This window comes from Terriglobales bacterium, assembly GCA_035691485.1.
Taxonomy (GTDB): domain Bacteria; phylum Acidobacteriota; class Terriglobia; order Terriglobales; family Acidobacteriaceae; genus JAIQGF01.
Genome location: DASSIZ010000069.1, coordinates 41930 through 55421, shown reverse-complemented (window position 1 = coordinate 55421; position 13492 = coordinate 41930). Strand labels below are relative to the sequence as shown.

The 13492-nt window shown below is 61.5% G+C and carries 10 protein-coding genes; 1 reads left to right on the top strand and 9 read right to left on the bottom strand.

All coding sequences use genetic code 11. The features are described 5' to 3' along the window. Positions 1-26: 26 nt before the first annotated feature. The 4 genes from VFI82_08610 to VFI82_08595 all read right to left on the bottom strand — a co-directional run bounded on the left by VFI82_08610 (position 27) and on the right by VFI82_08595 (position 5475). Positions 27-1142 (bottom strand): NAD(P)-dependent alcohol dehydrogenase, encoded by a 1116-nt coding sequence (locus VFI82_08610; GenBank protein ID HET7184736.1) that lies wholly within the window; start codon positions 1140-1142, stop codon positions 27-29. A 127-nt stretch (positions 1143-1269) separates the two neighbouring features. After that, on the bottom strand, positions 1270-2787 hold the full coding sequence (locus tag VFI82_08605; GenBank protein ID HET7184735.1) for a hypothetical protein: 1518 nt from the start codon (positions 2785-2787) through the stop codon (positions 1270-1272). A gap of 223 nt (positions 2788-3010) precedes the next feature. After that, the gene (locus VFI82_08600; protein ID HET7184734.1) at positions 3011-4846 is read right to left on the bottom strand and encodes a phosphoenolpyruvate carboxykinase (GTP); all 1836 of its coding nucleotides are present in this window, start codon (positions 4844-4846) and stop codon (positions 3011-3013) included. 263 nt (positions 4847-5109) lie between these two features. Next, on the bottom strand, positions 5110-5475 hold the full coding sequence (locus tag VFI82_08595) for a hypothetical protein (GenBank protein HET7184733.1): 366 nt from the start codon (positions 5473-5475) through the stop codon (positions 5110-5112). Positions 5476-5556: 81 nt separating this feature from the next. On the opposite strand from VFI82_08595, the gene pgeF reads away from it, so the two are divergent. Beyond that, positions 5557-6459 carry a peptidoglycan editing factor PgeF gene (pgeF, locus tag VFI82_08590; protein HET7184732.1) on the top strand — a complete coding sequence of 301 codons (903 nt, stop codon included), beginning with the start codon at positions 5557-5559 and terminating at the stop codon, positions 6457-6459. Between the two features lie 52 nt (positions 6460-6511). On the opposite strand, the gene VFI82_08585 is transcribed toward pgeF, so the two are convergent. From VFI82_08585 to VFI82_08565, 5 genes are all read right to left on the bottom strand, one after another. Then, positions 6512-6841, bottom strand: a complete 330-nt coding sequence (locus tag VFI82_08585; protein ID HET7184731.1) for an HU family DNA-binding protein — start codon at positions 6839-6841, stop codon at positions 6512-6514. 108 nt (positions 6842-6949) lie between these two features. Further along, on the bottom strand, positions 6950-7867 hold the full coding sequence (sppA, locus tag VFI82_08580) for a signal peptide peptidase SppA (GenBank protein ID HET7184730.1): 918 nt from the start codon (positions 7865-7867) through the stop codon (positions 6950-6952). Positions 7868-8235: 368 nt separating this feature from the next. Continuing rightward, positions 8236-9072, bottom strand: a complete 837-nt coding sequence (locus VFI82_08575; protein HET7184729.1) for a diacylglycerol kinase family protein — start codon at positions 9070-9072, stop codon at positions 8236-8238. Between the two features lie 181 nt (positions 9073-9253). Beyond that, on the bottom strand, positions 9254-9967 hold the full coding sequence (locus VFI82_08570; GenBank protein HET7184728.1) for a fibronectin type III domain-containing protein: 714 nt from the start codon (positions 9965-9967) through the stop codon (positions 9254-9256). Positions 9968-10102: 135 nt separating this feature from the next. Further along, complete coding sequence (locus VFI82_08565; GenBank protein HET7184727.1) at positions 10103-13399, bottom strand: DUF3857 domain-containing protein; 3297 nt, start codon at positions 13397-13399, stop codon at positions 10103-10105. Positions 13400-13492: the final 93 nt, after the last annotated feature.

Below are 13492 nucleotides of genomic sequence, written 5' to 3'. Positions count from 1 at the left end.
ATGACCGGGCGGGGCACTCCACGGGTTTATTGCAACGACGCCATGTCGATGACGAAGCGGTACTTTACGTCACTCTTCAGCAGTCGTTCGTAGGCTTCATTGATCTGCTGAATCCGGATCAGTTCGATGTCGCAGGTGATGCCGTGCTCAGCGCAGAAATCGAGCATCTCCTGGGTTTCACGGATACCGCCGATTCCGGACCCGGCCAACTGGTGGCGTCCAAAAATCAACCCGAAGGAAGAAACCGGCAGCGGCATGGGCGGCGCGCCCACCAGGGTGAGAGTTCCATCCCGCCTCAGCAGGGCAATGTAGGAGTTCACGTCGTGCGCGGCAGAGACGGTATCGAGAATGAAGTCGAAGCTGGCCGCACGTTTCAGCATTTCATCGGCATTGGTGGAAACCACTACTTCCTCGGCGCCGAACCGCAACGCGTCCGCCGCCTTGTTTGGGGAGGTCGTAAATAACGTGACATGGGCGCCAAGGGCGCTGGCGAACTTCACGCCCATGTGGCCAAGTCCGCCCAGTCCCACCACGCCAACTCTTTGCCCCTTGCGAACATTCCAGTGGCGCAGCGGCGAGTACGTGGTAATGCCGGCGCAGAGCAGCGGCGCTGTCGCGGCAAGGTTTACCTTGTCGGATACCTTCAGCACGAACGCCTCATCCACCACGATGCGCTCCGAGTAGCCGCCGTACGTGACTCCTCCGAGCACCTTGTCTTCCGAGTTGTAAGTGAAGGTGGCAATCTTTTCGCAGTACTGTTCCAGGCCGTCGCGGCAATTCCGGCAAACGCGGCATGAGTCGACCATGCAGCCGACGGCGGCGAGATCGCCTTCCTTGAATTTTGTCACCGCACTGCCGGCCTTCACCACGCGGCCGACGATTTCATGACCGGGCACGCAGGGGTAAACCGTCGGCATGGTCGCATGCCACTCATCGCGGACCTGGTGCAGATCCGAATGGCAAACCCCGCAATACAGAATGTCGATCTGCACGTCCTGCGGCCGCGGCGCGCGACGACGGAGGGAGGCGGGCGCCAGCGGCGATTTTGCCGATTGCGCCGCATACGCCCGCGTGGAATAGGAGTTATCAGCGCGCGAAGGGACCTCGTCGTTCAGAGTTATGGTTGAAGTGCGTTCGTCCATGGCATCCTTCCCTATTGATAAATGTATAAACCCGTCCAACCCCATTACGGATGTTTCGCGCAGGACGAAGATTCTTAACTTTGATTGTGGCGGGTTCCGATTGCCGCTCGCGGTCCTGCTGCGCGAACTACCACGTGTAGTGAACTGCATACATGATAGTGACTTCGCCATTGGCCGGAATGGCCACCGGGAACTCGACCTGGTGGGAATCGAGCTTGCGGTAGTCGTGGTTACGGCTGGTGATCTGCCAACTGTTGCAGCGGTAGAGGTGCTCGACTGCGCGCACCACGGCGGCTTCCTTCTTGTGGTTGCGGATCTTGATTTCGAAAGACTCGTCGATCGTTTTCTTCGCATTGTCGACGTGGTAGTCGACGCGGCGACGCTCGCCCACCAGGTCGAAGGCGTTGCCGGTGTAGAGGCGGATGGTCTCGTCGGGCGGGGTGTGGTCAATCATGTTTTCGCCGGTGAACTGCAGGCGGCCGTCTTCGTCGCGGCGATAGAAGCGCATGCGGCCGCGGGGCAGCGCGATTCCGAGGTGGTTGGCGCTGGAGTTTTTCAGCTCCTGCATGACCCAGACTTTGGGATTGGACTGGGTGCCATAACCGGGGTCGTTGCGAATATTTTCGAAGGACCAACCGCGATACTGGTTCCAGTTAATGTTGGCGCCATCGTAGACATACAGCCGCTGCGAATGGACGCCGGTGGCGCGCACGAACTCCACCTGCTTGGTTTCGTGGTCACGCATGGTGACCGGTCGCTGCAGCGTGTACAGGTGGTATTCGTCGAAGGAGCGCTCGGTGACGGCGGGCTGCATGGCGTCCACGGCTTTCATTGCCATGGCCTCGCTGCGCACCATTCCACCCACGGCGCCGGGAAGGATCTTGTTGATGTCGCCGGCCATGAGTCGCACGCGCGCGTGGTCGAAGGTCTTGCCGCTGGTGTTGTCGATCGTGACCCAGCCGGTGACATCGAGAACATCTCCTGATTCGGGCGCGACCACGTTGTAGTCAGCCTGCCAGCGCATGCCGCCGGAGACGTAAGACAGCTCGGCCTCGAACTTGCCCGGCTTGTCGGTGACCAGCTGCCAATTGAGCGTGGGCTTCAGCACCGAGTCGTTGCCGAGCGCGGGAAACAGGGGCAGGCCAGGGAGCCCGAACTGGAGGTGACCGTCCGTCTCGATGATGGGCTGGGTACCGCCCTGCGGATTGTAGCCGTTGCGGTAGTCGTAGACGCGCGGCGTGTATCCGCTGCGGACGACCCTGCCGGGAACGATCTTGTCGTTGCTGAGGCGGAAGCTGATCGTCTTGCCTTCGTACATGGAGAGCAGCAGCTCCTGCGATACAGGATCGTTGCGGAAATTCTGTTCCAGCACCTGCAGTTGGCGCCGCCCGAGCGGGTCGCGCAGCATCACCGAGTCCGGCTCAAGGAAGTTGGTGGTCTCTGTGAAGCGAACGTCGTTGACGCCGGGGTTGAGGTCGAGCGAGAGCGGCTGGCGTACGACGGCAAAGTTCTGGTTGTAAATGGTGAGCGAAGGGCCGGAGGCACCTTCGTCGACGGATTGGGCGCTCCTGGCGGCGACGATCGCTGCCGCGGCTAAAGACAGGGTCAAACAGATGGCGGCAGGGATCGCAAATTTGCGGCTCATGTTCTCTCCTCGGCTTGCGAGGAGAGAACGCGTGAGCAGGCGGAGCTTGCAAGCGGGTTGTCGTTACTCTAGTAACGCCGTGGGCCACCCGACAGAGCACGCGAGGGCGCGTGCGCCACATCCGCTTGGCGCGAGGAAAGTTAGGCCCCGGCGAAGGCGCCGGGGCCGACGTTAAGGATCTTCTCAAACGGCCGTGGCACGGCTGAAGCCGTGCCGTTTCCGTTTAGCCCTTCGTTTTCTTCAGCCGCTCTTCCAGTTTATTGACTTCGTCCTTCAAGCCCTGCGGCAGGCGCGATCCGAACTTGTCAAAGTGTTCGCGAATGAGCGGGATCTCGAGCAGCCATCCGTCCACGTCAACGCTGAGCAGCTTGGCGAGGCTGGTAGAGGGAAGGTTGAGGCCCTGGATATCGATGTCATTCGGCGAGGGCATGCGTCCGATGGGGGTCTCCACCGCTTTGCCGGTGCCGGCACAACGCTCGAAGACCCAGCGCAGCACGCGGCTGTTCTCGCCGTAGCCGGGCCACAGGAACTTGCCGTTCTCGTCCTGGCGGAACCAGTTGACATAGAAAATCTTGGGCAGCTGGGCGCCGGACTTCTTGCCGATGTCGAGCCAGTGTCCGAAATAGTCGCCCATGTGATAGCCGCAGAAGGGCAGCATGGCCATGGGATCGCGGCGCAATACGCCGACTTTGCCGGTGGTGGCGGCGGTGGTCTCGCTGCTGGCGGTGGAGCCGAGGAAGGTGCCGTGCTGCCAGTCGAGGGCTTCCGTCACCAGGGGCACGACGCCGGAGCGGCGTCCGCCGAACAGGATGGCGTCAATCGGCACGCCCTTGGGATCCTCCCACTCTTTGGCAATGACGGGGCATTGCCTGGCCGGCGCGGTAAAGCGCGCATTGGGATGCGCCGCCTTGCGGCCGGCGTCAGGAGTCCAGGGACGACGCAGCCAGTCGGTCAACTCTGCGGGCTTCTTTTCAGTCATGCCCTCCCACCAGACGTCGCGGTCTGGCGTCATGGCGCAATTGGTGAAGATGGAATTCTTAGTCACCGAGAGCATGGCGTTGGCATTGGACTGCATGCTGGTGCCGGGCGCGACGCCGAAGAACCCAGCCTCGGGATTGATGGCATAAAGCCGCCCGTCGGGGCCAAACTTCATCCATGCAATGTCGTCGCCGACGGTTTCCACCTTCCACCCGGGGATGGTCGGGATCAGCATGGCGAGGTTGGTTTTTCCGCAGGCCGACGGAAACGCGCCGGTGATGTACTTGGACTCACCCTTGGGATTGGTGAGCTTAAGGATGAGCATATGCTCGGCCATCCAGCCCTCGTCGCGCGCCTGCACGGAAGCAATGCGCAGCGCGTGGCATTTCTTGCCCAGCAGCGCGTTGCCGCCGTAACCGGAGCCGAAGGACCAGATTTCGCGGGTTTCGGGGAAGTGGCAGATGTATTTGTGTTCGGAGTTGCAGGGCCAGGGGGAATCTTGCTCATTGGGGCCCAGCGGCGATCCCACCGAGTGCAGGCCTTTGACGAAGTCGCCATCGACGCCGAGCACGTCCATGACCCGCGTGCCGACGCGCGCCATGATGTGCATGTTGGCGACGACGTAAGGGGAATCGGTAATCTCGACACCGACCTTGGCGATCGGGGAGCCGATGGGGCCCATGCTGTAGGGAATCACGTACATGGTGCGGCCGGCCATGCAGCCCTGGTACAGGTGGCTGAGCCGCTCCTTCATTTTCGCGGGATCTTCCCAGTTGTTGGTGGGGCCGGCATCTTCCTTGCTGCGCGAGCAGATGAAGGTGCGATCTTCGACGCGGGCGACATCGGCAGGATTGGAGCGCACGAAGATGCTGTTCGGGCGCTTTTCGGGGTTCATGGCGATGGCGGTGCCGCTGGTGATCATCAGCGTCAGCATCGCCTGGTACTCCTCGGGCGAACCATCGCAGAGGTGGACTTTATCCGGCTTGCACAGGCGCGCGACTTCGTCGATCCACTGAGCCAGCTTGCGGTTCTTAGTCTCTCCGCCGGTGGTTTCGACCGCTTCCAAAGTAGGACTGGACATATGATGGCGTCTCCCTTCAACCTGCGAATTCAATATTGTGCACCACGGCAGCTCGAGTTCCAAGACATTTGCGTCGCCCAGTGACACCAACAACGTGCACGCAGAAACGGCGCAAGCTTGATTGTTGGGGAAGGGCGGCTGCGGGGATGTGCCGACGGTCACTTTCGCTTGTGATGCGCGGCCGTGCCCGGCGGATGGGCAGCGCCCGGTTTTGGAAATTAGAAGTCAGAAGTAAGAAGTCAGAAGTCAGAAGTAAAGAACTCCTACTTCATACTTGACTGCACCGAAGCGCGCTCGGACTCGAGGATGGCGTCAATGTGGAACAAGGTTTGATCGACGCTCAAGGTATGCATTTCGCGGCCACCGTTTTCGCCCGACTCAATGGCCCATTTCAGGTAGCGGCCCGCGGCCTCGACGGCAAGCGGGTCGGTAAGCACTCTGCCAGTCCGCTTGTTGTATTCCCCCCAGGCGGGGTGGGGAAGCACAATCCAGACCGGTTGGCCGTTGACAAGGAACTTGATGTCCACGGCATCGGCGTGGCGGGTGGCGATGGCCACGATCAGCGCCTGGTATATGCAATGGACTTGTTCCCCGGACCATCGATCGACACAGCGAAAGTCGGCATACATGGCGAACTGATGACTATAAACGAGCATGCGCGGGGTCGGGAAGCATTTAGCAATTTAGCAATTTGGTAATTTGGTAATGGAATGGCGACGCGACTGACGAAGAAACCGACATCGGGAGTCGGCGTGGAAGTCATCAGGGCCGAATCGCTCAGCGGAATACGGTGGCTGGTGCACGGCTTCAGCACGCGCAAGGGCGGGGTTTCGGAGGCGTACGGGGGCGGAGCGCTGAACCTGGGGATCACGCCGGAGGACACGCGCGAAGCCGTGGAGAGCAACCGCAAGCTATTTTTCCAAACCATCGGGGCGCAGGGCCGGGGCAGTGCAGTGTGGCCCCAGGTTGGAATGCGGCAAGTGCACTCGAGCGTGATCCACCGCGTGGATGACATACCGGCAAAACCGCTGCAAGGCGATGGCCTGATTACCAATCGGCCCGAGATAATTCTTTCGGTGCGCGCCGCCGATTGCATGCCGGTATTAATTGCGGATCCGGAGCACCGAGCAGTGGGCGCGTTTCATGCCGGATGGCGCGGCACCCTGTCGCGGATTGTCGAAAAAGGCGTGGGCGAATTCCGGCGGCAGTTCGGGAGCGGCCCGGCGGAACTGAAAGCCGCCATCGGGCCGGGCATCCATGGCTGCTGTTACGAGGTCAGCGAGGATTTTCGCGATAAATTCGTGGCGCAGTTTTCCTATGCGGAAGGGTTGTTCCAGGATGTCTTCTCCTCGGATCCGGTACGGCGGAAATATCCGCTGCTATTCATGAACATGCGCGCGCCGGGACACGGCGAGCCGCCGCGGACGGTCCACCTCGACCTGGTGGAAGCGAACCGGCGGCAATTGCTCGATGCCGGGCTGCGCGAGGAGAACATCTGGTGCTCGGACTTGTGCACGTCCTGCCGCACCGACCTGCTGTTCTCGCACCGCAAAGAAAAGGGAGTTACGGGGAGGATGATGGCGGCGATCGCAATCAGGAAAAATTCAGAATGAAGAGGCGTCGGGTATTCTCAATTCTGCATTCTTCATCTTCATTCTGACTTCCCTAGCTTTGGCTCGGGGGCGTTGGCGCGTGAGAGCCGGCGCCGTTGGATCCGGTGTTGACCAGGTCTTTGAGTTCCTTGCTGGGCTTGAAGAAGGGAATCTTCTTGGCCGGGACTTCGACGCGGTCGCCGGTTTTGGGATTGCGGCCGACGCGGGGCTTGCGCTGGCGGGTGCGGAAGCTGCCGAAGCCGCGGATCTCGATCTTGTCGCCGGTACGGAGTGAGCGAACGATGCTGTCGAAGATGGTCTCGACGATGATTTCGCTGTCTTTCCGCGTCAGTTCCGCCAGCCGCGACACTTCTTCGATGAGATCGGCTTTAGTCATGTTGATATCACTCCTGAGCTGGAAGGCATAACATCTCAGATTTGTAGGGGTTTGCGCAAGCCGGGTGATGCCGGAAATGCCTGAACAAACCTGAATTTACCGGAATCCTGGAACTCACTTCCACAGAAAATAAAAGCCGGGATTACGCTGCAGCAGCTTGGCCCGGTCGGGCAGCCACTGGGAGGCGTCACCGAAAATCAGGTCGAAAAGGCTGTGGCGCTCCTTCGCCGGCCGGACCAGTGAAGGCTCGCCCTTGATGCCGACGGACTTCGCGGTGTCCTTGACCGCGGCCTCGAAGTCGCCGATCTGGTCCACCAGCTGCAAGGGGAGCGCCTGCTGGCCGGTCCAGACGCGACCGTCAGCGATCGGTGCAATGTCTTCGACCTTGAGGCCGCGCCCGCTGGCGATGGCGGCCACGAACTGGTCTTTCATATTCATCACCATGCCCTGCAGGTAGGCGCGCTCGGCGGGAGTCAGGTCGCGGGCCGGGTCGCCGGTGTCCTTGAACTCGCCTGACTTGATGACCTCTTCCTTGAGCTTGGCCCAGCGCACCAGGTCGCCGTAGTTGTACCAATCCATGATGGCGCCGATGGAGCCGACAACGCTGGCGTCATTGGCGAAAATCTTGTTGGCGCCGGAAGCGACGTAGTAACCGCCACTGGCGCCGACCACTGCGATATCGGCGACAACCCGTTTCTTCTTTTCGTCGCGGATGCGGCGAACTTCCTTGTAGATCTCCTCGGAAGCCGCGGCGCTTCCGCCGGGCGTATTGAGGTGAATGATGATGGCCTTGATGGAGCCATCGTCGGCAAATTTCTTCAGGTCCCGCACCGTAGGTTGCGAGTCGAGGATGACGCCTTCGATTTCCACCACCGCAATCTTGTCCCCGCTGCCGGTGGTGACGTACTGGGTGCCCTGCTCGCCGCGCAGGCTGAGGTACACGAGCGTGTACACGGCGAGTACGAAGATGAAGAAGGCCGCGCCTCCGATCAGCACCCATAGTCCCGCGCGAGAACGGCCGCCGTTCGCCATCAAGCCGCTAGTTTAGCATCCTGGGAACGCGGCGCGGACCGTTGCGGGAAGACAGGACACGAGGCGGCCGCGCGGGTGCAATCTCGCTGTCAGGATCCTCCGGGCGGCAAGTTGGGCGATGGCATGGAATAACGGCGTAATATCCTGTGACTTGGCCGCGAGTAGCGTTCGCCACTGCGGCAGCATGCAGGGCTTCAACTTCGGAGAAGAATGAAGCGCCGTAAATTGTCCGTGTGATTTTGGCGCGCTGGAAATATTGCAAATGGAAATGATTCAACCCGTGTACCTCGACGTGCACTCTAGTCAGGGCTAAGGTGGGGGTCGTTGTGCAACCGCAAGTATTGGCTGGTGCCTTTGGGAACACGGACCTATTTGGAACTAAAGCCATTTTGCTCTGGCGCAATCACGGGCATCGCGCGCGGCCGGACGCGAATTTCCGCCGGGGTTCGTCCGATGTACTCGCCGTCGCCAAAGATGTCGAGCGGGCGGTCGCTGCGGAGGGTCACCGCCGAGCAGTGCGCGTATTCAATCTCCGGCAAGGACAGGTGCCCGCCCGAAAATACGGTGGGAAACAGGCGTAACAGTCGGAGCCTGGAGGTACGGCGAACGAAGCACATGTCGAGCTTGCCATCGTCAAGACGCGCGCGCGGGGCAATGCGCATTCCGTGTCCGTAGGACTGGGCGTTGGCGAAGGCAACGAGCATGGCGCGCTCTTCGATTCGTCGTGGTCCGTTGCCATCGATCAACTCGAGCGTGATCTCCGGCGCCTGGAAGCCGAGCAGCGCCCCGGGCAGCGACAAGACGTAGCCGCCGTGGCCGCGCAGCCAAGATGGCAGCCGATTGGCGCGGCGGTTCACTTCCGAATCCAGGCCTACGCCCGCCACGCAGCAGTAGAGAGTTTTCGTGGTGGTGGAAGGTTGCGGTGAACCGGCGGCGGGCGCACAGGTGATCTCGCCGAGATCAATCATTCGCACGTTGTCGCCGCTCGAGCAAAATTTGCGCCAAGCCAGGAGGGAGTCAGCCACGCGCGCCAGTCCCAGGGCACGCGCAAAGTCGTTGCCGCTTCCGGTGGGAACACAGAGCACGGGTATTTGTGCCGCTACCGCTGTAAACAATTGACGGTGAACGCTGCCGTCGCCGCCGAGCACCACCAGCGCGTCATAGGCCGCGCCGGCAGCTAACTCGGATACAACCGCAATCTCCACACCCGAAATACGAAACCGGCGAAGGTCGTTCGCGGTAGCAGTTGGCCCGAGAATGGCGGCGGCTCGCAAAACGCGCGCAGCTTACCACGGTATTCACCAACAGCATCAACGGGGAGGACGGCAAACCCCGTCCGGAGCAAGACCACGCCGGATGGGGTTTTTGTTTACCTCTATCTCCGCGTTACTTGGTCTTGAACTGCGCGACCTGGCTCTTGACTTCCGTGCCCGTGCCTTCGCCCTGGCCGGAATCGACCACGAAATAGTAGGTCGTGTTCGGCTGCAGGTTGTTGATGGTCACACGATGGGTCACGTGCCGGCCATTACCCGCGGAACGATCGTACGGCGCCTGCGCCGTCTGGCTCAGGTTGTTCGGGTCGGTGCCGTAGCGCACCAGCGAACTGCCGCCGGTGCTGGTGGTCCAGGCGATTTCCGCCTTATCCGTCCCGACGTACTCCACCCGCGGGCCATCGGTGATCTGCAGCGCTGCCGAGCCACCCTGGCCTGAGGTCCCGCCCTTGGTGGCGAAGGACTGCACCGAGCTCTTGGCTTCGGTACCGGTGCCTTGTCCCTGGGCGGAATCGACCATGAAGTAGTACTTGGTATTCGGCTGCAGGTTTTGGATCTTCACCCGATGGGTTACGTGCTGGCTGCCTTGCCCGCTGGCGTACGGCTCCTGCGCCGTCTGGTTCAGGTTGTTGGGATCGGTGCCGTAGCGCAGGACCGTGCTACCGCCGGTGCTGGTAGTCCAGGCGATCTCGGCATTGTTGGGGCCGACGTACTCGATTCTGGGTCCATCCGTGATGGTGAGGGGTTGTGCCTGGGCTGTTGCCAGGGGCGGAAGCAGCAGTGCCGCAAACGCGAGCGCGGCAAGGATCAATTTTGCAGGTGAGTTCATGAGTCTCCTCCATTCCGAATTCGAAGCATGGCGGAATCCAGAGTGGCGCGCGCCCCGAGCTCCAATTCGGCTTTGCGAAGTTGGATGCTAGGCGACGGGAGCGTTCTGCTTCGATCCCAGGCGAGGTTTTTCTGGCTATTGCGCTCCCGGCGCTTCATCGGCAGGTATGAGGACCAATTTGCAATCTCCGGCAGCAGCACAGGAGAGAGTACCGCGACGCAGCAGACGCGTGGGTGTGGCGTCCGGAAAAGCGAAACTTACTTTGGCTGCGCGCAGGGCCTCGGCAAACGGCTTCAGTTTGTCGCTGCCGCTGATGAAGCGCGCATCTTCCACCTTGGGGCCGGGCCCGAGGACGACGTAGAAATCCGCCTGCGCCGTTTCGCGCAGGAGCGCGCCCACGCCGATAGTTCGCTGCGCATCAAGGTCGGCGCGCGCTTTTGCCACCAGCGCATCGATTCTGACGTCTACGGCGTTGGCCGGAGAGGCGCCGGTGCTCTTGCTCGCCGCCTTCTTCACCGCTTGTTTCGCGCTCGCGTCAGCCGCTGCCGACGTGCTTTCCGCCTGGGCAGAGGCACCCAGCAACGCCGCCAGACGGGCCCGTGTCTCCGGATCCGGCTTGTAGCCGGCAAGAGCCTCGGCGTACATCTGAATGGCTTTGTCTTTTTCGCCGCGTTTCTCGTAGATTCGCGCCAAGTGATCGCCGACCTCGCCGTGCTGTCCGAGTTGCCACGCGGCGCGAACGAATTTCTCCGCCTGGTCAAAATTGCCGCGCTGGAAATGGACCCAGCCCAGCGTATCCCACTCCGCGGCCAGCGAGATGACCAGCGCCTGCTGCTCCAGCTGCAGGCTGTCGGAGCTGAGATTGCGCAACGTGGCGGCGGTGGACGCCACGGCCGATTCGGCGTACTGCTGCGCCATGTCGAGGTGCACGTTGGCCAAGCTGAGCTGGTAGGCGATGTTGTTCCAAGCCCCCGGCGAGGGTGAAATAGTCACCGCGCGATCGAAGGAGGCAAGCGCATGGGCGTCGTCGCCAAGTTCGAGCTGCGCCTGCCCAAGGCTGATCAAGGCCTGCGGGTCCTGGGCATTGATGGAAACGGCCTTTTCCAGTTCGGGGAGGGCCTCCCGTTGCTTGTGCTCCTCCAGGTACATCATTCCCAAGTTGCGGTGCGCAAACTTGTCGAGCGGGTTCACCTCGATTTGCTTCTGGAAGGCCTCGGCTGCCTTCGGATAATCGCGCCGCTCCCACCAGGCGCGGCCCAGGTTGTTGTAGGCGAACTCGTCGAAGGCATTGAGTTCCACCTGCTTCTTGAACGCCTGGATCGCCTCCTCGGTGCGGCGCTGCGCGAGGTAGGCATTGCCAAGGTCGTTCCATGCCGACTTATGTTTCGGCTGCAGGTCAACGACGCGTTTCAACAGTTCGACCGCGCCCCGATAATTGCCCGCCTGCAGCGCCCCGATACCGGCCTCGTACAGTTCCTCCGGCTTCACATTCTCGGGCGGCTTGGGTGTGCCGCGCTGCGTGTTTTCCAGGGCGAGTTGCTGAGCTTCATCGGCGGCGAGGGCGCGGCGGAAGGCGGCATAGTCGCCCAGGCGCGCGGCCGGCAGATCCCGCCAGAGCAGCCGCACCGAGCGCTCGGCGGCGAAAGTATTGCCCTTCATTTCGTAGGCGGCGTGGTAGTCGGCGTAGTCGCGCTTCATTTCGAAAGGCAGCGGCGCGCGGGCGGTGAAGGTGGACGGCAACTCAATCTTCAAGCGCATGGTGATGGTGCCGGGAGCGCCAAGCTCGATCGGGTCCGATGATTTGGCGTCCGCTTCCGCCAAGTCCGGCAGCCGCACGCGGGCGAGCGGCAGATCGAGCACCGAGGAGCGTTTCGACCAGTCCAGGAAGTTCGGCTGTGTCAGATCAAACTCCAAGTGGAAAGGACCACGGTTGTCGGAGGGATCGTCAGCCTTCAAGTTGCTGACATCGCCGTGCAGCCCCACCATCTGCTCCACCGCCTTGGTCAGTTCCTTCCAGCGCGCGCTGGGGACCTGGCGGAAGCCGATTCGCAACGGCAATTCACTGTCGCCGCTGAAAGCCAGCTTCACATGCGCGGTGAGCTTGCCCAAGTCGGAGACTTTCCCTTCCGTTTCGATCAATTGCGTGTTGGGAACGGGCGCGTCAGACGGAGTCTGCATCAATTGCGCCGCGCCGCTGGGCGGAATGACCAGCGCCTTCTTGTTGCGGATATTGAAAGTGAGCAGCCGGAAGGGCGCGATCTCTGTGGTCGTATCCAGCCAGACTAATTCCTTGCCGATCGGAACGACGCTGATGACGTGATCAAACTGCGAGGGCGAGGGAACGTCGGGATCGAGCTTGCGCGAGGAATTGATGAGCGCCGAAGAGGCGTGGATGCCGATGGAATCGAGCAGGCCCTCCAGCAGTGTGTGCTTGTCTTTGCAATCGCCGTATTGGTTCGCCAGAACGTCGGCGGCGGAGTGCGGCTGGTATCGGCCGACACCAAACGACAGGCTCACGTAGCGAAAATTTTTCGCGACGTAATCGTAGATGGCCTGCAGCTTGTCCATGTCGGTGTTGCGGCCCTTCACGATTTCTTCGGCGCGGGCGCGCACTTCGGGCGTGGGTGCGCGGCGATCGCGTTCCAGGGAGGCGTACCAGCGGCCGACCGCTTCCCAGGAGGCAAAGGTCGTCATTTGCACGTCGGGCTCGGGCTGGACGCGCCGGGATTTTTTCGTTTCCGATTCTTCCTCGTCCCGCGCCCGGCGTGAGGCCGACCAGCGATAAATGCGGCGATCGCCTTCGTCGGAGACCGTCGCTTCGTGGCCGCGGCTGGTTTTGAGCTTCACGGTCCGCTTGCGCGGAATGTTGACTTCAAGCCGGTCATCAAGAACGATGCCGGTGTCAGCGAACCGGTGCTCCATCCAAAATTCGTTTTCCGCCAATGGTGTGGTTGTCGTGGTCACGACCTCGTATTCCAGGGTCTCCCCGGGACGCAGGCCAGGCACCGTGACATGCTTCTGATGAAAGTCGGTGTACACCGGCGCCTCGCGAGCGACGGGAGCCGTGAGGTCCTGGATGGCGCCGGCAGGTGCGGTGACCACAACTCCTCCCGCCTTGAGCACGCGCACGTACGCTATGTCCATCTTCTCGTTCGCCGCGCTGTAGCCGAAGATCAATTGGCCGAAAAACTCCACCCCAGCCTCGGTCTGCACGCGAATGCGCGCCGTGACCTCTTTCCGCCCGGTGCCGTCGTTTTCGAAACGATAGACGGTGCGCTGCGACTCAACCACATAGGCTTCCTGCGGATAATCGGCTGGCTTTTCCGCGTTTTTCGCGGGGGCGTTATCGGCGCTCGCGGGGATGGGAACCGGGGGAGGAGTTTGCCCGAAAACGGCGGAAACGAGGAGGAAGACAACGGCAAGAAGCTTCATGGGAGTATCTCAGTTGTATCGCAAATAGCGGCCAGTAGCCAATGGCGATGTACCTGAGTTCACTCGCAGCGGAGGACTTCAACCAGTCCAGTT

What these genes read in the sequence shown, in the direction of transcription:
- VFI82_08610 (HET7184736.1), bottom strand. Translation starts at nt 1,142, where the DNA reads ATGGACGAACGCACTTCAACCATAACTCTGAACGACGAGGTCCCTTCG.
- VFI82_08605 (HET7184735.1), bottom strand. Translation starts at nt 2,787, where the DNA reads ATGAGCCGCAAATTTGCGATCCCTGCCGCCATCTGTTTGACCCTGTCT.
- VFI82_08600 (HET7184734.1), bottom strand. Translation starts at nt 4,846, where the DNA reads ATGTCCAGTCCTACTTTGGAAGCGGTCGAAACCACCGGCGGAGAGACT.
- VFI82_08595 (HET7184733.1), bottom strand. Translation starts at nt 5,475, where the DNA reads ATGTATGCCGACTTTCGCTGTGTCGATCGATGGTCCGGGGAACAAGTC.
- pgeF (HET7184732.1), top strand. Translation starts at nt 5,557, where the DNA reads ATGGCGACGCGACTGACGAAGAAACCGACATCGGGAGTCGGCGTGGAA.
- sppA (HET7184730.1), bottom strand. Translation starts at nt 7,867, where the DNA reads ATGGCGAACGGCGGCCGTTCTCGCGCGGGACTATGGGTGCTGATCGGA.
- VFI82_08570 (HET7184728.1), bottom strand. Translation starts at nt 9,967, where the DNA reads ATGAACTCACCTGCAAAATTGATCCTTGCCGCGCTCGCGTTTGCGGCA.
- VFI82_08565 (HET7184727.1), bottom strand. Translation starts at nt 13,399, where the DNA reads ATGAAGCTTCTTGCCGTTGTCTTCCTCCTCGTTTCCGCCGTTTTCGGG.